The following is a 19,046-nucleotide window of genomic DNA, read 5'->3' as shown; positions in this document are numbered from 1 at the left end:
GGAGGCGGCGCTCGGGGGCGCTCTGTCAGAAGGGAGTGGCCTCGAGAGAGACCACGAGTCCCCGGCCCGGGCCGTTGACGCTCGAGCCGTGCGAACGGTACGCCGCGTCGGTGACGTTCTCCAGCACGGCGGCCACCACCCACCGCGTGTCGAGTCGCCAGGCTGCTCGCACTTCCGCCACCGCGTAGCCGGGTGTCCCTCCCAGCGGAATTCTCGCGTCCGAGCGGTCCGAGAGGGCCAGCCGCTTCTGCGCGCGCGCCCAGCGCAGGCCGGTGCTGGCGGAGAGGCCCGAAGGGTGTGCCCAGAGCAGCTCCACCGTGCCGTTGAGGGGCGGCACTCGCGACAGGGGGATGCGCGGCGAGTAGGGGACGGCCGGGTTGCTCGGACGCTCGGCGAGGTTGGGGCCCTCGCCCCACGTCCACGCCACCCCGGCCTGCACGGTGAAGGCCGCGGGGAGCCGCACGCGCGTGCTGCCCTCCAGGCCGTACAGCTGGCTCGCCTCGCGTGCGTTGACGAGCTGGAAGCGGGACCAGGACGCGTTGCACTGCGGGGTGGCCGGCGGGCAGTCCGCCACGTCACGCGGCCGCCGGCCGATGGCGTCCGTCAGCCGGGTGGCGAAGCCCCAGCCCTCCAGCGTGACGCGGTGGGTGCGCACGCGGGCGCCCACGTCCACCGTGGTGGCGCGCTCGGGGGAGAGCGCCGCGTTCTCGAACTGGAAGCCCGGGCCCGTCTGCTGGCGCGAGGTGAGGTCATCCAGGTTGGGCGCGCGGAAGGAGCGGTCCACGTGCGCCAGCAGCGTGAGGACGCGCGTGGCCCGCCACTCGAGGCCGGCATGGCCCACCCACGGCACCCACGTGCGGTCCACGGCGAGCGTGCCGGACTCGGTGTCCTCCGGGGCCCGCGCCGTTGCCAGTCCCAGCCGGGTGCCGGCGCGCGCGGTGAGCACCGGGTGGAGCTCCCACGCCGCATCCACGAAGGCGCCGCCGGTGAAGTAGCGCGAGCCCTCCAGGTACTGGCCCCGGCTGCGCTCCAGCTGCAGCTCGAGCGCGGTGAAGGTGGTGAGGGCCTCCGAGCGCACGAAGTCCCAGGCGCCGTCCACGCCGTAGGAGAGGCGCAGCGGCCGCGAGGCCACGACGAGCGGCGCGGGGGACAGGCGCAGCGTGGCGCCCAGCGTGTCCACGTCGTCGGTGCCTTGGTCCACCACGTTGAAGGCGGGCCGGTCGAAGGTGCGCCGCTCGTGCTGCCGCTGCCAGGAGAGGGTGGCGCGGGCCGTGAGGCCGTCCGCCCCGGCGTGGGACCAGGCGGCGTACGCCAGCGTGCGGAACTGCTGGTCGTACTGGAGGCACTCGTCGAAGCGCGAGAAGGGCGGGGCGCACTGGTCCGTGCGCGGGGCGTCGTACTGGCGATAGAGGTACGCCGCCGCCGTCAGCGTGTCCTCGGCCGTGGCGCGCCAGACGAGGCGCCCGTCCGCGGTCAGCTCGTCGAAGCCCGTGCCCAGCTGCGTGCGCTGGTCCTCCGCGAAGCGCGGCACCTCCGGGAGCTTTCCGTCCGTGAGGTTGTACACGGGGCCGCCGCTCTCCAGCAGGCCCACGCGCCGGCCTCCCACGCCGCCGATGAAGCCGAGCCGCTCCGTGGCCCCCTGCACCTGCACGCGCCCGCCGCGCTCCTCGTCCGAGGTGGCGCCTCGCAGGAAGAGGGTGGGGCGGAAGGCCGTGGGCCGGGCAGGTGGCTCCAGCGGGTGGGCCAGCAGCACGCCCCCCAGCGCGTCCGAGCCATAGGGCGTGGAGGCGCCGCCGCGCAGCACCTCCACCGAGTCCAGCGTGCGCGAGTCGAGGGTGAAGAAGTACTGGTTGGGGCCCTGGCGCCAGGTGCTGGTGTTGAGGCGGATGCCGTCGAACAGCGCGAGCGTCTGCTGGCCGGTGAGCCCGCGCACGAAGGCGGAGCCCTGCGCGTGCGCCGTCTGCTGCACGAAGACGCCCGGCTCCCAGCGCAGCGCGTCCGGCGCCGAGCGCGGCAGCCGGCGCTCCAGGTCGGCGCGGGTGACGGTGCTCGACGCGCGGCCCTCGGGCGCGTCCTGCGTGGCGGCCGGCGCGGAGACCACCGTCTCGCGGGAGGCGGGGGCTTCAGGCGCCGACGTCCCGGCCTGCTCCGCCTCCGTGGCCACCGGGGCGGCCATTGGCGCTTCCGTGGAGGCCGGAGCCGGCGCCGGGGAGGCCGCCTCCTGGGCCCACGCTCCCGAGCCGTGGAGCAGCCCCAGCGTCAGGCAGGGGAGCCGGAGGGCGGTACACAGGAGCGAGGCGGTACGGAGCGGACGCATCGGGGCCGGGGAGACCCACCATACCGGGCCTCCGCCCCCGGCTGGCCATCAACCGACATTCCGGCCCGGGTGGGCCGCCAGGACTCGGCCGCCCGCCATCCGGCCCGTCCCCCCGGGCAGAGCGCGAGGGCGCCAGGGCGTCAGGGAGCCAGAGCCGGGGGGGGGGCGACCTGCCCGGTCCCCCTCCGGGCGACCCGCTGCCCGGCTCCCCGGACAGTCCCAGAACGTTTCACGTGCATGGCGTGTTGATACGGGACAGAGTGCCCCGGAGGAACGGGTCATCCACGCGCTTCCGGCCAGGTGCGCCACGTGCGTGTCACCCTTCACCGCAACCGGAGCGAGCCCGGAGCAGGATGCACTTCCACGCCTTCCCGAAATCCCCACCGCGAACGGAAGCTCTGCCTGTTCGCGCACGGGCGCTCGGAAGGCGTCCCCACCCACCGGGTCGGCGCAGGGAGGCCAGGACGGCCCCCACCGGCCCGGTATCCCCGGTCAACAATGTCTTCACTCGCTACTCCCTACCCGGGAGGATGCGGTATAGACGGCTGCCCTTGAAGCGCCCCCTGGGGGGCGTCAAATGGCGATGACGCGAGATTCGACTGAGACGCCGCCTGCCGGCGGTCCGCTGCCACCTGCGCCCGATAACGACGCGCGCGAGGTTGCCTCCTTCGAGGCGGCAGCGACTTCCGAGCGCGGCGAACAAGAGGTCCCCATGAATTCCAATCTGGAGCTGTCGGCGCCCTCGGAACAGGCCAGCGCCTCCGAGCCCGTGGCCACCGAAGCGGCCCCTTCCGAAACCCCCCACACCCTGCCCACGCCTCCCTCCCCCGCGGAGGAGTCCGAGAAGCCCGAGCTGTCCGCCGGGGCCGAGGACGTAGACGACGAGGGCGAGGACGACGACGCCCTGGAGGGCAGCCTCGACGAGGTCGGCCTGAGCGTCGAGGCGCTGGCCGCCGCCGAGGCCGCGGACGCCGCCGAGGCCGCCGCGGCCGCACAGGCCGGCGAGGTCGAGGTGGAGGAGGTCCCCACCATCCTCGAGCCCGAGCCCGAGCCCACCCCCTATGAGCGCGCGCTGCACGCGCCCCATGTCCGCTCCACCGGCGAGCCGGCGGAAATCGACCCGGACGAGCTGGACCCGGACGCGCTCAAGGTGGTGCTCCGCCTGCACCAGCACGGCCACCAGGCCTACATGGTGGGCGGCTGCGTGCGCGATTTGCTCCTGGGCCGCAAGCCGAAGGACTTCGACATCGCCACCAGCGCCACGCCCAACGAGGTGCGCGGCATCTTCCGCAACTGCCGCCTCATCGGCCGGCGCTTCCGGCTGGCGCACGTCTACTTCAAGGGCGGGAAGATCATCGAGGTCTCCACCTTCCGCGCCAACCCGACGGAGCTGGAGCCCGCCCCCGCCAACGGTGAGGAGGAGGGTGAGTCGAGCGAGGACCTGCTCATCACCCACGACAACGTCTTCGGCACCGCGCAGCAGGACGCGCGCCGCCGCGACTTCACCATCAACGGCCTGTTCTACGACGTGGCCGAGGGACGGGTCATCGACTACGTCCGCGGCCGGCGGGACTTGGACGAGCGCTTCATCCGGACCATCGGCGACCCGGAGATTCGCATGCGCGAGGACCCGGTGCGCATCCTGCGCGCCGTGCGCTTCGCCGCGAAGCTGGACCTGGACATCGAGTCGCGCACGTACGCGGCCATGGAGGGCGCGGTGGAGGACCTGCCGCGCTGCGCCCCCGCGCGCCTGCTGGAGGAGACCTTCCGCCTCATCCGCGGCGGCGTGTCCGCCCCGGCCCTCAAGCTGCTGGACGCGCTGGACGCGCTGAAAATCCTGCTGCCGCCGGTGAACGCGTACCTCAAGCAGTATGGCAAGGAGGGCGAGAAGACCTTCTACGCCTTCGCCCAGGCGCTGGACCGGCGCGTGGCCTCGGGCGAGCCGCTCGACGACGCCATCCTCCTGGCCATGTTGCTGATGCCCATCAGCCGCTCGCCGGGGCCGGAGGACGCCCAGGCCCAGGCCCAGTCCCAGGACGGGGCGCGGCCCTCCGTGTCGCAGGTGGTGGAGGACCTGCTCGCCGGCTTCGTGCAGTCGGCGCGGCTGCCCCGCCGCATCGCCGAGCGCTGCCGCATGTTGCTGCTGGCCCAGCGCACGCTGACGGGCGAGCGCCGCCGTCGCAGCGCGGCCTTCAAGCGCCACCCGCTCTTCCAGGAGGCCCTGGCCGTCTTCGAGATGACGGTGGAGGCCACCGGGGAGAACCGCGAGCAGTTGGAGGCGTGGAAGGCCGGCGAGGTGCCGCAGCCGCGCGCCGAGGCCGCCGACGCCGAGGGTGGCGAGGGCGGAGGCCAGCGCAAGCGCCGCCGTCGTCGCCGCCGCCGCCGTCCTGCCGGGGGCGGGGCCTCCGGTGAGGGCGCGGGTTCGTCGGGTGCCCCCGCGTCCGGCTCCGACGCGGGCGAGGCTTGAGCCACACCCCTCCGGTTCCGGCGCCGCGTCCCACGAAGGCCCGGGTCTACGGAGGGTTGGTGCTGGGCGTGGTGGCCGTGTCCTGGGCCGCGCCCCTCATCCGCTTCGCGGAGGCGCCGTCGCTGGCCATCTCCGCGTGGCGCCTCACCTTCGCCGCCACGCCGCTGCTGCTGCTGGCGCTGCTGCGGGGCCGCGCCGAGCTGGCCTCGCTGTCGGCCCGCATCTGGGGCTGGCTGGTGCTGTCCGGGCTGGCGCTGGCGCTGCACTTCGCCACGTGGATTGCCTCGCTGCAGTACACCACCGTGGCCAGCTCGGTGGCGCTGGTGACGACGCAGCCGGTATGGGTAGCGCTGTTCGCCTGGGTGGCGCTGTCCGAGCGCGTGGGCCCGCGCGGGCTGGCCGCCATCGGCCTGTGCCTGGCGGGCAGCGTGCTCATCGGCGCGCGGGACTTCGCCGCCGGAGGGCAGGCCCTCTGGGGTGACGTGCTGGCGGTGATGGGCGCCATCCTGGCGGCGGTGTACTTCGTCATCGGCCGGCGCGTGCGCGACGCCATGTCCCTGGGGACGTACGTGGGCGTGGTGTACTCGGTGGCGGCGGTGGCGCTGATGGTGGCGCACCTCTTCGTCGACTCGCCGCTCACCGGCTTCACGCCGCGCACCTGGGCCGTGCTGGTGGGGCTGGCGGTGGTGCCGCAGCTCATCGGGCATTCGCTGCTCAACGCCTCGGTGCGCCACCTGTCCGCGCCCTTCGTCGCGGTGACGACGCTCGGCGAGCCGGTGCTGTCCACGCTGTGGGCCGTGCCGCTGCTGGGGGAGACGCCGGACTGGGTGCAGCTCGTCGGCGGAGGCATGGCCCTGGTGGGCGTGCTGTTCATGGCCCGCGAGGAGGCCCTGCGCCAGCCGCCGCCTCCGGACATGGTGCCGGCGGCGGACTGAGGTCCGGGCGGGAGGGCAGGGCTTCGGCCTGGCCACTCGCCGCGCGGAGCCATGCGTGTCGTCCGCCGGGGGCCGCAGGCTCAGCGCTTCGGCTTGTCCACGGGCCGCTCGGAGCGGTGCTCGTCGTCCGCCGGGGCCTCGCTCCCGGCGATGTCCGCCGTCGTTATCGCCTTGCTGCCGAAGCGCTCGGCAATCTTGTCCAGCGCCGCGTTCAGCTTCGCGGCGCGCGGCGGCGCCGCCGGGAAGAGGCCCAGCTGCGGGGGCACCTCGTCCAGCTGCACGCTGACGCCCGTGAGGCGGATGGACTTGCCCTCGTGCGAGCGCTCCAGCAGCTCCAGCGCGGTGCGGTAGAGCGCCTGCCCGTCGTCGGTGGCCTCGCGCAGCGTGGTGCGCCGGGTGATGAGCGTGAAGTCCGAGAACTTCAGCTTGAGCTGCACCACGCGGCCCTTCACCCCCGCGCGCCGCAGCCGGCGCCCCACCCGCAGCGCCTGCGAGTGCACGTGCGGCTTCAGCGCGTCCACCCCCGTGAGGTCCTCGTCGAAGGTGTCCTCCGCGCCCACGCTCTTGGCGGCCCGGTCCGGCACCACCTCTCGCGTGTCGATGCCCTGCGACAGCTCCCACAGGTGCCGGCCGCTGGAGCCGAGCCGCTCCTCCAGCCACTCCGGCTCCCGCGCGGCCACGTCGCCGATGGTCCGCAGCCCGGCGACCTTGAGCGCCTCCTCCGTCTTCGGCCCCACGCCCCACAGGCGCGACACCGGCAGCCCCGCGAGGAAGGCCACCGTCTCCTCCGGCCGCACCTCCCGCTGCCCGTTGGGCTTGGCCAGGTCCGAGGCAATCTTCGCCACGAACTTCACCGCGGCGATGCCCGCCGACGCCGGCAGCGCCAGCTCGTCCGCGATTTCCTTGCGGATGCGCCGGGCGATGTCCGCGGGCGTGCCGAACAGGCCCACCGACGCCGTCACGTCGAGGAAGGCCTCGTCCAGCGACAGCGGCTCGATGAGGGGCGTGTACCGCTCGAAGATGGCGAAGACCTGCTCACTGGCCTCCGCGTACGCGGAGAAGCGGGGCTTCACGACGATGGCGTGGGGCGCGGCCTTCATGGCGCGGGCCATGGGCATGGCGCTGCGCACGCCGAAGGGGCGCACTTCGTAGGAGGCGGCGACCACCACACCCCGCTGCGCGTGCCCACCGACGATGATGGGCTTGCCGCGCAGGGCAGGGTTGTCCCGCTGCTCCACGGATGCATAGAAGGCATCCATGTCCACGTGGATGATGGCTCGCATGGTGTGAATCACTGTAACGGTCCCCTCTGACGCTCGGCGGGCGCGAGCGTGAAGACGCGTACAGGCTACATGCGATTCGAGGCCCGCGGCACCCTGGTGACTCAAGAGGTAGGTGTACCTTCAGGACCTGTGAGGTTGCTCGCGCAGGTCCAGCCTCGCGAGAGGCCCCAAGGCGGTGGACGTGGATGGGACGAGCCCGGTTGAATCACAGACAACGCAAGGCCGTAAGGTTTTGACGGAACGTGGACACCATGAAGACCCTGACCGAGTACCTGTGGTTCGAAACCAAGGAGCGGCGCGAGCTGGTGCGCCTCACTGACACGGTGTCTGCCCTGGTGCGCAAGAGCGGCATCCAGGAGGGGATGGTGCTCGTCTCCGCCATGCACATCACCGCGGGTGTCTTCGTCAACGACGACGAGTCTGGCCTGCACGAGGACATCTGGGACTGGCTCCAGCAGCTCGCGCCCTTCGGGCCGGACTACCGCCACCACCGCACCGGCGAGGACAACGGCGACGCGCACCTCAAGTCGATGCTCGTGCACCACCAGGTCATCATCCCCGTCACCGCGGGGAAGCTGGACCTGGGGCCCTGGCAGCAGGTGTTCTACGCGGAGTTCGACGGACAGCGCCGCAAGCGCGTCATCGTCAAGGTGATGGGCGAATAGGCGTCGCGGCTCAGCCCTGCTGTTCGCCCGGAGGCAGCGGCAGGCCCAGGCGCTCCAGCTCCGCGCGCAGCTCCGGGGGCAGGGGGCTCGACACGCGCACCTGCTTCTGCGTCTCCGGGTGGGGCACGGACAGCGACCGGGCGTGCAGGAAGAAGCGGCCCAGCTCCGGCGCCTCCCGGCCTCCGTACAGCGCGTCCCCGACGATGGGCGCGCCGATGCCCGCCAGGTGCGCGCGCACCTGGTGCAGCACGCCGGTGAGAATCTGCACCTCCACGAGGCTGTGGTCGCCCGTGCGCGCCAGCACCGTGAAGTGGGACACCGCCTCGCGCGCGTCCTCGGCGCCGTGGGGCGCGGGCTCCACCCGGTCCGGGTGGCGCGGGTGGTGGCGCAGGGGCACGTCGATGTCGCCCTCGTCCGCCAGCGGCCCCGTCACCAGCGCCACGTAGCGCTTGTCCACGGTGCGGCCTCCGAAGGCGTCTCGCACCGCGCTCCACGCCTCGCGCGTGCGCGCCGCCACCACCACGCCGGACGTCTCCACGTCCAGCCGGTGGCACAGGCCGCCCTCGCGCGGGTCCACCGACGCCTGGGCGCACTCGGGGTAGCGGGCCACCAGCGCGTTGGCCACCGTGCCCGTCTCCCCGGACTGCAGCGGGTGCGAGGGCCGGCCCGCGGGCTTGTCCACGAAGACGAGCGCGGCGTCCTCGTGCAGCACCACCAGCGGGAAGTCCGTGTCGGGCACGGCCTCGCGCGACTCCTCCTCCACCTCCACGGAGATGTTCTGCCCGGCGGTGAGCGTCAGGCCCTTCTTCGCCGTGCGGCCATTCACCTTCACCGCGCCGGCCTCGAAGAGGCGCTTGAGGCGCGCGCGGGACAGGCCCAGCGCTTCACCGATGAACAGGTCCACCCGCTGGCCCGCCTTGGCGGCGTCCACGGTGAGGGTGTGCAGCTTGGAGGGATTCACTCGGACAGGGCCTCGTAGACTTCCTCGGCCGTCTGGAACCGGTCGTCCGGCTCCTTGCGGATGAGGCGGTGGGCCACGCGCGCCAGCTGCGGGTCCCCGTGAAGGTTCAGCGCCAGCACCGGTGGCGGCTCCGTCTCCAGCACCTGCCGCCAGAGCTCGTGCGGCGTCTTCGCGTCGAAGGGGGGCCGCCCGCTCAGCAGCTCATAGAGGATGACCCCGAGGCTGTACAGGTCCGCGCGCCCGTCCAGCGGCTCGCCCAGGATCTGCTCCGGCGCCATGTAGCGGTAGGTGCCCACCAGCTTGCCGGCCTCCGTAATCGCCACGTCGTCCGCGAGGAACTTGGCGAGGCCGAAGTCCATCAGCCGCACCTGCCGGTCCTCGTCCACCATGATGTTGGAGGGCTTGAGGTCGCGGTGCACCAGCCCGTGGCCGTGGATGTAGGCCAGCGCCTCGCACACCTGGAGCATGGCGTCCTTGAGGCGGCCCATGCGCTCGGGGCGGTTGAGCTCCTCCACGCGGACCACGCGGATGCGCTCCTCCACCGGCGGCCGGGGCGCGGGCGGCGCCGGGTCCGGGCTCTCCAGCGAGTCGTCCGAGTCATCGCCGAAGGCCATGCCCCCCGACATGCCGGCGCCGGCGAAGCTGGCCAGGTCCTCGCTGGGGGCCTCGTCCGCGAAGGCGGCCAGGCCGAAGACGCCCTCGCCCACGTCCGAGTCCGCCAGGCTGTCGCTGCCGGTGCCGAAGTCGTCGTCCTCGGTGCGCCGCACGGACAGGGGGCTGCGCGGCGTGTAGCCGGCGGGGTGGGAGAGCAGGTCCTCGCCGCTCATGTCGAGGTAGTGCCGGAGGGTGAGGCCCTCGATGAGCTCCATGGCCAGGTACGGCCAGCCCTGGTGGACGCCGGACTCGAAGACCTTGACCACGTTGGGGTGGGACAGGTCGGCGAGCGTTTCGAACTCACGGGCGAGCCGGCGCGCGGCGCGCGCGTCCAGCGAGGGGCCGGCCGAGAGCAGCTTCAGCGCGACCTCGTCGTTGGTGCGGCGGTCCAGGGCCCGGTACACAGTTCCGGCCCCGCCACTGCCGAGCGTCTCCAGGACGCGGTAGGGGCCGATCTCCTTCGGGTGCATGGGTGGGAGGATCCTACGGAGCGCGTCGGGTCAGGGTCAAACTTCATCGACGCCCGTTTGCCGGGAGTTGGTCAGTGCGGACGGCGGGGAGTTTCACTTTTCCGGCAAACCTGGGAGAACCTTCGCCCCATGCAAGTAGGGAAGTATCAGCTGGTGCGCAAGCTCGCGTCCGGGGGGATGGCGGAGGTCTTCCTCGCGAAGGCGGCCGGTCCCATGGGCTTCGAGAAGACGCTCGTGCTCAAGCGCATCCTCCCGCACCTGGCCGAGGACCCGGCGTTCGTGGAGATGTTCCTGGGCGAGGCGAAGCTCGCCGCCCAGCTCGAGCACCCGAACATCGTGCAGATCTTCGACTTCGGCGAGGCCGAGGGCAGCTACTTCCTGGCGATGGAGCTCATCGACGGAATCACGCTGCGCAGGCTGGTGAAGCGCGCGGTGGAGGCGCCGCTGCCGCCGGCCATCTGCGCGAAGCTGGTGGCCTTCGCCGCGGAGGGGCTGGGGTATGCGCACGAGTTCTGTGACCCGCTCACGGGCGAGCCGCTGGGGCTGATTCACCGGGATGTGAGCCCGGACAACGTCCTGGTGTCGCGGCAGGGCGCGGTGAAGGTGGTGGACTTCGGCATCGCCAAGGTGGCGGGGCAGGGGCACCGGACGCAGACGGGGGTGGTGAAGGGGAAGGTGGCGTACATGCCACCGGAGCAGCTGCAGACGAAGCCGTTGGACAGGCGGGTGGACGTCTACGCGCTCGGGGTGGTGCTGTACGAGCTGCTCACGGGGAAGCGGCCGTTCAACGCGACGACGGACGTCAGCGTGATGCAGGCGATTCTCTTCGAGCAGTTCGTCCCCGCCGTGGAGCGCAGGCCGGACCTGCCGGTGGCGCTGCAGCAGGTGCTGGACAGGGCGCTGGCGAAGGACCGGGACAGGCGCTACCCGGACTGTCATGCGCTCCAGGCGGACCTGGAGCGCTTCGTGATGTCCACCGGGGAGTCGGTGGGGGCGTACCAGATTGCCCGGTTCGTGGCGCCGCTGGTGGCGGAGGCCGCGGGCGGGACGGTGGGGGCAACGCCGCAGCCGCGCGTGCAGACGGGGCCGAAGCCGGCGACGGCGCCAAGCTCGATGCAGATGCCGGTGGACTCGACGTCGCCCACGACGCCGATGCCCAGGTCGATGGTGTCGATGGCGCGGGAGCTGCCTCCGGACTTCAAGTCGGCGGAGCTGGAGCGGGAGACGCTGGAGGAGCCGGCGGTGGATGCGTCGTCGCGTCCCACCGCGCGGGCGCTTCCGGCGGGGGGCGGGACGGCGCGGCCCACCACGCAGGAGCGGTCGGTGTCTTCGGCGAGGGGGGCGGCGGTCAGCCGTGCGGAGCCCGGCCTGGCGGCGGCTGGAGGCCGTGGGGCAGGGGAGGCGTGGAAGGTGCCTCCGGCCGTGGTGATGGAGCCGGGGCTGCCTTCGCCTGGGGCGGAGTTGCCAGCGCTGGATGAGGACGCCGACCCGAGAGCGGATGCCGAGGACGCGGTGCATACGCGGAGCTCCGAGTTCCGCGCGCCCGGGGCGCCGAAGCGGTCCGGGAAGCTCGTGGCCGTGGCGGTGGGTGGAGTGCTGCTCGCGGTGGGCGGAGCGTTCGTGCTGTTCGGTTCGGGCTCGGAGAAGGCCGTGCCGGTGGGGGTGAAGCCGCTGCCGCAGGAGCCTCGTCCCGTTGAGGCGGCTCCTGTTGCCGCGCCTCCCAGGGGCGCGGCGGCGCCGGCTTCCGAGGCGCAGCCCGCGACGGGGAAGGCTGCCGTGCAGGAACCGGCTGCGCAGGGCGGTCCGTCTGCGGAGACGGCGGCTGTTCCTGCTCCTCCCGCGAGTGTGCCTGCCGAAAGGACTCCTCCCGCGGCGCCTGCCTCCGAGCCGGTGGCCAAGGCCCCCACGGAGAAGCAACCCGCCGCTCCCGTCGAGCGAAAGCGGTCACCGCCTCGCGCGGAGCCTGCCGCGGCCAGGGGAACGCTGTCGTTCCGCATCCGCCCCTACGCCAACGTGTGGCTCAATGGGAGAGACCTCGGCCAGACGCCCATCGACAATGTGGTGGTCGCCGAGGGCACGCACAAACTCCGGCTCTTCAACAAGGAGCTGGGGAAGGACGTGTCGAGGACCGTCGAGGTGAAGGCGGGGCAGACCACCGTGTTCAAGCTCAACCTGGAAGCGGAGTAGGGCGGAAGGAACACGGAGTGCCGTGCATTGCAGGCATGCAGGTTCGCCTGTTCGGGATTCTCCAATTCCTGGTCAGGACATCCGGCGAGGGGGCCACACGAGCCCAATCCTGACCTCGCCGGTGCCTTTCCCATGCGTAAGGCCCGTAGCCTTGCCTTGCATGGCCGGGGTCACTGTGGCCAGTGGATGACACGGCCGCCATCGCCGACGACCCAGAGATCTCCGGGGTGAGTACCAGCCATCCGGAAGAGGCTGCCGCCTGGATTGCCGACCTCGCTCCACTGGGTCCCGTTGAAGCGGTAGAGCTTCCCCGTGCGGGACGCCACGTACACGGATGACGGGCCAAAGGCCTCCACGCCGCCCAGGGTGTCGTTGGTGGGCTTCGTCATGGCAGCCCAGTCGCCGCCCTCCCACTTCAGCACGGTGCCGTTGTTGCCCACGGCGTAGGCCAGCTGCGGGTGGACGACCCTGACGGCGTTCAACGTTCCGCCGCTCACGCCATTGGTCATCCGCACCCAGGTTCCCTGCATGGCATCGAACCGGTGGATGGCAGCCTGGGCGGCCGCGTTTCCTCCAACAGCGAAGATGGGGCCATTGGCCAGGCCGTGGACGTCGTAGAGGGGCAGCATGTTGAACCGTGTGGTGGTCACCGCAGAGGCACTGCCGTCCCAAACGAAGCCATGTCCACTCGGTGGATCAATCGTGCCAGGGATGTAACCAGCCCCGAAAATCCTCACACCGGATCCATCGGGGAATCCCACCAGACCCCAGGTGTCGTCGCGTGCGCTAGGTGGATTTTGCTGGCAGGTAGTCGCATCCGCGTCTGCGACAATGCCCAAGCGGGCACCAGTACCTCCCAGATAGGCGCGGCCACTGCGCGGGTCCGCCCAGATGCCATACCAGGGGCTCGTGCCGCAGATGCCGGTGCGAGACGTGAAGGTGGACTCGCTCGGCTTCTTGACGGCGAGCGCGCCACCGGTACCTGACACCCACGTTCCACCATTCCACAGAGAGATGCCAATGAGGATAGCGCCGCCAGGGATGACTTGGGCCACCCAGCGCGGTCCACCCTCCGGACACACGCTGGTGTCCTCGGTGGCGGCATTGCAGTCGTTGTTCTCCTGGTCGCACAGCTCCTGCGCACCCGGATAGGTGAACCGGTTGCCGTCATTACAGTCACCGCCCACGCCGAGGTGCCGCTCGCTCGGGCGCTGGCAGGACAGCTCCACGGTGGCGCCGCCATAGGTGTCGCTGTCCCCATCCAGGTACCAGGACTGCGGAGCCTCCGTGCCCATGCAGGTGACCGCGGTTCCAGTGCTGGTATCGCAGATGGTCCGACCACCGCACTGCTGGGCCGTGGTGCACGCTACCCCGAGCTGCGCGGCGTAGTTCTCGTCCTTGGTGCCGTCACAGTTGTCATCCACGTCGTTGCACAGCTCCTGGGCGCCAGGGAGCACGCTCATGCGTGAGTCGTCGCAGTCGTCGGCGGCCCCGGTGGTGTAGCCGGCGGGCACGGAGCCGCAGAAGAGCTCGGCGGCGGCGCCCTTCCTGCCGTGGCCGTCCCTGTCACCGTCCGGATAGGCCAGGGTGGCCGTCGGAAGGTCGCAGTACGCCGCGCCGCTCGCGTTGCAGCGGTACGTGCCCTGGCAGCTGTCGCCCTCCCTGCACGACTGGCCCAACTGGAACGTCGTCACGTCCAGCACGCCGTCGCAGTTGTCGTCCACGTCGTTGCAGCGCTCCTCCGCGCCGGGGTGGATGGTGGGCGCCTTGTCCTGACAATCCGTGCCGTTGGTGGCAGGGGAGACGAAGCCGTCTCCGTCGTCGTCCACCGCGGTCAGCGTCAGCGTCACCGGGCTCGGGACGCCCGGCGTCAGCGTGGCGCTCGACGCCTGGCTCGCCACCGGATTCCCCTCGCAGTTGGCGCGCTCGAATGCGCGGGCCTCGATGGCCACCGAGCTGCCCCAGTCGTCCGGCGTAAGCACGGCCACGACGAGGGAGCCACCCGTGGGCTCGCCCTTTCCCTCCACGGTCTTCGAGATCTCCTTCCCACTGGCCACATCACGAGCCAGTACGAGGACGCAGCGGGGACGGAAACCCGAGTAGGTGATGGTCATGTGCACGGGAGCGCAGGTGCTCCCGTCTCCAAGGACGGCATCCAAGTCATCCGAAGACAGGGCACAGCCCTCGAGTTCATCGAGGCTCGGCACAGTGCACGCGGTGAAGAACAAGAGGACAAAAGCAGTCGCACGAATCATGGAGACACCTCCGCCGTGCTCCCTGTGTCGTTGCCGGTCAACCAGGTGATGGCGGCTCCAGCGGCAGCGGTGATGGCAACTCCGAAGAGGATGTTGGCAGCGAGCGCCTTCCCCCTGGCCTCCTCCAGATGGTTGCTCCTCTCGCCGACGGAGATGTTCGCCCGAGCGTCATCAATGTCGCCCCGAGACTGGAGTCCAAAGTAGCTCCCCACTCCGCCAGCCACCACCCCGGCCCCAAGGAGCGCCAGTGGGAGTGGGCGAATGCCGCGAGCACGTTCCACGTCTGGCATGGGCTGGTCCAGGCCGACATCAGCTGGCGAGGACACGGGAGGAAGTGGAGTCGGGGTGACCACGACACTCGGGGACTGGACCGGACGGTCGGTGGTGGCTGGCGGTGCCTCGACAGAGGGGCGCTGTCGTGGAGCCGGTAGCGGCTTCGCACGGGCAATCACCTCGCGCTCGTTCCGCACCTCCTTGCGCACTGTTTCGAAATCTCTCTCCACCTTGGGAGAGACCTTCACCGGCAACCGGACATCCAGCTCCAAAGTCAGCGCTTCGCGGAAGGCCCTGAGCGAGCGGGGCCGCTGACCGAGGTCCGCCAGCACGATTCCTTCGTAGAGCGCCACCTGGACCCGCTCGTTGTCGGTCTTCGCCAGCGACTTCGCCTGGGCCAGCGCCTTGAGTGCCTGTTCGTACTCCAGCTCCTCATAGAGCCGGGCTGCTGCCTGCAACCGAGCCCGGAACCCACCGTCCTGCCCCGTGGCCTTCAGCGGCGTGGACGAAGCTCCCTGGGCGAGCGCGAACCCTGGCAGCACCAGGGTCAGGCTCAGGAGCAGAGAGCGGGCGCAGGCTCCCGTGAAAAGAATGCTTTCCATGTAAGGCCACCCTAACACGATGATCTTGGCGCATCCGTGGTACAGAACCGCTTGCCCGCCAGCGCCAGAAATTGAAGCAGTCAGCGCTTTGTCTTCCGGGGGCGGGGGGCACGCTGCCGTACCGCAGGGTCGCCATGATTCTCCAGCAGCACAGTTGCTAGCTTGATGAGTCGGCCCCGCAGTGCTTCCGGTGCCAATACCTCGACACCGGCTCCAACCTCACAGAGCTGCCCCACGGCAATCGACTCGCGCTCGAAGTCCACCGTGACGGTCTTCGTGCCATCCCTTGCCCTGGGTGCTGCGTCGATGCGCGCATGGTCCGCGGGCGGGCGGATCCGTCGCAGAGCCTCTTCCGCCTCCAGGCTGAGCCGCAGCGTGGCCTCGTAGCTGGCCCGCTTCTCTCCGAAGCGCTTGCACCACTCCCTCCAGAACGACGGCAGGTCGAAGCCCGGTGGCCGGGCGAAGGTCTCCGCCAACATCCGCGCTCCCTCCACCCGCGAGCCCCGGTACACGCGCGGCTCCTCCCCATTTCCCGCGACGAGGTACCAGCGGTCCGCCTTGATGACGAGCGCGTACGGGGCCACCACCCGCTGTCCCTTCTTGCCCTCGAAGTCTCGGTACTCCAGCGACACCCGCCGGTCCTGCCACACCGCGTCCCGCAGCACCGCCAGGTGCGGCACCGGCTCCCTTTCAGAGAACCACGACGACGTGTCCACGTGCAGCCGCTGCCGTGCGTACTCCAGCGTGGGCTTCTGAATCGCAGGCAGGGACGCCGCCAGCTTCACCAGCCCCGTCCGCAGCGGCGCCGACAACCCCAGGTCATCCAGCGCCCCGGGCGCCCCTACCGTGGCCAGGGCGTGCAGCTCCGCCCGCGTCAGGCCCGTCAGCTCCGTGCGCCAGCCCTCCATCAGCGCCACCCCGCCCGTCGCCCCCCGCGTCGCGTACACCGGCACGCCCGCGCTGGAGAGCGCATCCAAGTCGCGGTGGATGGTCCGCTCCGAGACCTGGAGCTCCCTCGCCAGCTCGCCCGCCGTCATCTTCGGGCGGTTCTGGAGCAACAGCGTCAGGCTCATCAATCGGTCGGCACGCATGTCGGAGACCCCACACGCACTCTAGGCGGGGAATCATGACAGGAGGTGTCATGATTCCACCCGTAGGGTGTCTTCACGACCGGGGGGACTCCTCCCGGCTCCACCACCTGGAGAGACCGCCATGAAGCCACTCAAAGGACGCATCGCCCTCGTCGCCGGAGCCACGCGTGGGGCCGGGCGTGGCATCGCCACCATGCTCGGCGAGGCCGGCGCCACCGTGTACTGCACGGGCCGTAGCGTGCGCGGCCGCCTCGCCTCGGGCGACAAGCGCCAGGAGACCATCGACGAGACCGCCGAGCTCGTCACCGCGAAGGGTGGCAAGGGCATCGCCATCCGCGTCGACCACTCCGTGGAGGCAGAAGTCGTTGCCCTGTGCGACCGCATCCGCGGCGAGCAGGGCCGGCTGGACATCCTCGTCAACGACATCTGGGGCGGCGAGCAGCTCGTCGAGTTCGGCCCGCCCTTCTGGATGCAGGACCCCAAGAAGGGGCAGCTCATGCTCGAGCGCGCCATCTTCACCCACCTGCTCACCAGCCGGTACGCCGTCCCCCTGATGGTCGAGAAGAACAGCGGCCTCGTCGTCGAAATCACCGACGGCGACCACTTCGGCTACCGCGGCAGCCTCTGGTACGACCTCGTCAAGATGACCGTCATCCGCCTGGCCTTCGGCATGTCGCGGGATTTGCGCCGTACGAATGTCACCGCGCTCGCCGTGACGCCGGGCTTCCTGCGCTCCGAGGAGATGCTCGACGCCTTCGGCGTCACCGAGGCCACCTGGCGCGACGGCACCAAGGTGGACAAGGACTTCATCAGCTCGGAGTCTCCCTCCTTCGTGGGCCGCGCCGTCGCCGCGCTCGCCGCCGACCCCGACGTGAAGGCCAAGGCCGGCCGCGTCTTCTCCTCCTGGGACCTCGCGCGTGAGTACGGCTTCACCGACCTCGACGGCTCCCAGCCCCACTGGGCCGAGTACTTCGAGCGCACCTACGGCACCCCCTACAACGTCGCGAAGGACACCGCGTACACCGCCTGGCTCAACAGCCCCATCGACGTCGTCAGGCCCAACTGGCCGACCTGGTGAGCGGGCGGCCGGCGGAGTGGGGACGGGGCGTGCCTACTCCGCCCCACATCCTCCGGGCCCTCGCGCCGGCTGGCCCGGGGAAGCGACCGACCAGGGCCCCCGAGTGACGGTTGGGCCACGCGCCCGTGGACGCGGCGCGGCGTCGCCGATAGGGTGCGCGGCTTCATGGAACGCCCCGTAGTGGTTTCCGCCCTCGAGCTGCAGGTGAAGGCCCGGCCCATGCCGCGCCACGTGGGCATCATCATGGATGGCAACGGCCGCTGGGCGGAGTCCCGGGGGCTGCCCCGGCTGGAGGGCCACCGCGAGGGCAGCGCCAGCGTCCGCGAGGTCACCCGCACCGCGCGCCGCGTGGGCATCCAGGCCCTCACCCTCTACGCCTTCTCCTCGCAGAACTGGGCCCGGCCCGCCGAGGAGGTCGCCGGCCTGATGGAGCTGTTGCGCGACTACCTCGAGCGCGAGCGCGCCGAAATCCTCGACAACGGCATCCGCCTCAATGCAGTGGGTGACGTGGACCGGCTGCCCCGCTACGTGCGCGAGCCGCTGGACCGGCTGATCGCCGACTCCGCGCACAACACCGGCATGGTCCTCTCCCTGGCCCTGTCCTACGGCGGCCGCGAGGAAATCCTCCACGCAGCGCGCCGCATGGCCGAAGCCATCGCCAGGGGCGAGCTGGTGGCCAGCCGGGTGGAGGAGAGCGACTTCGAGCAGTTCCTGTGGACCAAGGGTCTGCCGCCGCTGGACCTGATGGTGCGCACCAGCGGTGAGCTGCGCGTGTCCAACTTCCTCCTCTGGCAGGCGGCATACGCGGAGCTCTGCTTCACGGACGCCCTCTGGCCGGACTTCCGCACCGAGGAGTTCCTCCGCTGCGTGTCGCAGTACCAGCAGCGTGAGCGGCGCTTCGGACTCACTTCCGCCCAGGTGAAGCGGGAGGATCCTCCCCAGCGGGCCAAGGCGTGAACGACAAGAACCGAAACCTCGTCATCCGCGTCGTCTCGGCAGTCACCCTCCTGCCGCTGGTGCTCCTGCTGCTCTTCCTGGGCGGGGTGTGGAGCGCCGGGCTGCTCGGGGTGGCCGCCGCGGCCTGCGTCGGCGAGTACTACCTCATCGTCCAGAAGCGGCTGACGGTGGCCGCCTGGGTGGGCATGGCCTTCGCCGCCGTCCTCCCGTTCCTTCCGCTGAAGGACGCGGCCCGCACGGGCGAGACGGCCTTCTGGCTGACCATCGTCTTCGCGTTCTTCGCGTGGATCTACCACCTCTTCAAGGGCCCGCTCGCCGAGGCCCCCACCCGCACCGCGCACCTGGTCAACGGCTTCCTGCTGGGCGCGGTGGGCCTCACCGCCCTGTCCGCCCTGCGGCTGCTGCCCCAGGACGGCCTGGCGTGGGTCATCTGTGCGCTGGTCATCACCTGGGCCAACGACACCGCCGCCTACTTCTTCGGGCGGTTCCTCGGGAAGCACAAGCTCTACCCCGAGGTGAGCCCCAACAAGACGTGGGAGGGGTTCTTCGGGGGCATGGTGGGCTCGGTGGGCGGCATGTTCATCGCCCGGGGCTTCTTCTTCCCCGTCTTCACCGTGTGGGACTGCGTGCTGCTGGGCATCGCCGGCGGAATCCTCGGCCCCATCGGCGACCTGTGTGAGTCCATGCTCAAGCGGGCCTATGGGGTGAAGGACTCGGGCTTCCTCATCCCCGGGCACGGCGGCATCCTGGACCGCATCGACGCGCTGCTGTTCAACGCCCCCCTGGTGTTCGTCTACGTGCAGTTCGTGCGCGGCCTGCTCCCGTAGCCCCCCGGATTTCCGCCTGCTCGC

14 protein-coding genes are annotated in these 19,046 nt (G+C 71.0%); 7 read left to right on the top strand and 7 right to left on the bottom strand.

Features of this window, described 5'->3' with window-relative positions:
• Positions 1 to 25 precede the first annotated feature (25 nt).
• Positions 26 to 2,176 (bottom strand): TonB-dependent receptor plug domain-containing protein, encoded by a 2,151-nt coding sequence (locus LXT23_RS28700; protein ID WP_253983507.1) that lies wholly within the window; start codon positions 2,174 to 2,176, stop codon positions 26 to 28.
• A gap of 853 nt (positions 2,177 to 3,029) precedes the next feature.
• Between LXT23_RS28700 and pcnB the strand changes: the two genes are divergently transcribed.
• Positions 3,030 to 4,784 (top strand): polynucleotide adenylyltransferase PcnB, encoded by a 1,755-nt coding sequence (gene pcnB / locus LXT23_RS28695; protein ID WP_253983506.1) that lies wholly within the window; start codon positions 3,030 to 3,032, stop codon positions 4,782 to 4,784.
• Positions 4,781 to 5,719 (top strand): DMT family transporter, encoded by a 939-nt coding sequence (locus LXT23_RS28690; protein WP_253983505.1) that lies wholly within the window; start codon positions 4,781 to 4,783, stop codon positions 5,717 to 5,719. Before pcnB ends, LXT23_RS28690 begins: the two co-directional genes overlap by 4 nt.
• Positions 5,720 to 5,799: 80 nt before the next feature.
• Here LXT23_RS28690 and dinB read toward each other — a convergent pair whose 3' ends face one another.
• Positions 5,800 to 7,002, bottom strand: a complete 1,203-nt coding sequence (dinB, locus tag LXT23_RS28685) for a DNA polymerase IV (protein WP_253983504.1) — start codon at positions 7,000 to 7,002, stop codon at positions 5,800 to 5,802.
• Between the two features lie 251 nt (positions 7,003 to 7,253).
• Here dinB and LXT23_RS28680 point away from each other — a divergent pair, with 251 nt between their 5' ends.
• Positions 7,254 to 7,667 (top strand): secondary thiamine-phosphate synthase enzyme YjbQ, encoded by a 414-nt coding sequence (locus tag LXT23_RS28680; protein WP_253983503.1) that lies wholly within the window; start codon positions 7,254 to 7,256, stop codon positions 7,665 to 7,667.
• A gap of 10 nt (positions 7,668 to 7,677) precedes the next feature.
• Here LXT23_RS28680 and LXT23_RS28675 read toward each other — a convergent pair whose 3' ends face one another.
• Both LXT23_RS28675 and LXT23_RS28670 read right to left on the bottom strand, forming a co-directional pair.
• Positions 7,678 to 8,628: an RluA family pseudouridine synthase gene (locus LXT23_RS28675; RefSeq protein WP_253983502.1), complete on the bottom strand. Its 951-nt coding sequence runs from the start codon at positions 8,626 to 8,628 to the stop codon at positions 7,678 to 7,680.
• A complete protein-coding gene (locus tag LXT23_RS28670) occupies positions 8,625 to 9,752 on the bottom strand; it encodes a serine/threonine-protein kinase (protein ID WP_253983501.1) in 1,128 nt (375 codons plus the stop codon). The genes LXT23_RS28675 and LXT23_RS28670 overlap by 4 nt, the downstream gene beginning before the upstream one ends.
• A 129-nt stretch (positions 9,753 to 9,881) precedes the next feature.
• Between LXT23_RS28670 and LXT23_RS28665 the strand changes: the two genes are divergently transcribed.
• On the top strand, positions 9,882 to 11,939 hold the full coding sequence (locus LXT23_RS28665; protein WP_253983500.1) for a protein kinase domain-containing protein: 2,058 nt from the start codon (positions 9,882 to 9,884) through the stop codon (positions 11,937 to 11,939).
• A gap of 170 nt (positions 11,940 to 12,109) precedes the next feature.
• Here the strand turns inward: LXT23_RS28665 and LXT23_RS28660 are convergent, their stop codons facing one another.
• The 3 genes from LXT23_RS28660 to LXT23_RS28645 form a co-directional block, all read right to left on the bottom strand.
• Positions 12,110 to 14,194 carry a putative metal-binding motif-containing protein gene (locus tag LXT23_RS28660; RefSeq protein WP_323379090.1) on the bottom strand — a complete coding sequence of 695 codons (2,085 nt, stop codon included), beginning with the start codon at positions 14,192 to 14,194 and terminating at the stop codon, positions 12,110 to 12,112.
• Positions 14,191 to 15,069 carry a tetratricopeptide repeat protein gene (locus LXT23_RS28650; protein ID WP_253983499.1) on the bottom strand — a complete coding sequence of 293 codons (879 nt, stop codon included), beginning with the start codon at positions 15,067 to 15,069 and terminating at the stop codon, positions 14,191 to 14,193. Before LXT23_RS28650 ends, LXT23_RS28660 begins: the two co-directional genes overlap by 4 nt.
• An 80-nt stretch (positions 15,070 to 15,149) precedes the next feature.
• Entirely contained in the window at positions 15,150 to 16,160 is a 1,011-nt protein-coding gene (locus tag LXT23_RS28645) for a helix-turn-helix transcriptional regulator (RefSeq protein WP_253983498.1), read from the bottom strand.
• A gap of 121 nt (positions 16,161 to 16,281) precedes the next feature.
• On the opposite strand from LXT23_RS28645, the gene LXT23_RS28640 reads away from it, so the two are divergent.
• The 3 genes from LXT23_RS28640 (at position 16,282) to LXT23_RS28630 (ending at position 19,022) form a co-directional block, all read left to right on the top strand.
• Positions 16,282 to 17,238 carry an SDR family oxidoreductase gene (locus LXT23_RS28640; protein WP_253983497.1) on the top strand — a complete coding sequence of 319 codons (957 nt, stop codon included), beginning with the start codon at positions 16,282 to 16,284 and terminating at the stop codon, positions 17,236 to 17,238.
• A gap of 165 nt (positions 17,239 to 17,403) precedes the next feature.
• Entirely contained in the window at positions 17,404 to 18,195 is a 792-nt protein-coding gene (uppS, locus tag LXT23_RS28635; protein ID WP_253983496.1) for a polyprenyl diphosphate synthase, read from the top strand.
• Positions 18,192 to 19,022 (top strand): phosphatidate cytidylyltransferase, encoded by an 831-nt coding sequence (locus LXT23_RS28630; RefSeq protein ID WP_253983495.1) that lies wholly within the window; start codon positions 18,192 to 18,194, stop codon positions 19,020 to 19,022. Before uppS ends, LXT23_RS28630 begins: the two co-directional genes overlap by 4 nt.
• The last annotated feature ends 24 nt before the right edge of the window (positions 19,023 to 19,046 follow it).

Origin of the sequence: Pyxidicoccus xibeiensis, assembly GCF_024198175.1 — a bacterium.
GTDB classification, from domain to species: domain Bacteria; phylum Myxococcota; class Myxococcia; order Myxococcales; family Myxococcaceae; genus Myxococcus; species Myxococcus xibeiensis.
This window is presented reverse-complemented; position numbering and strand designations above follow the sequence as displayed.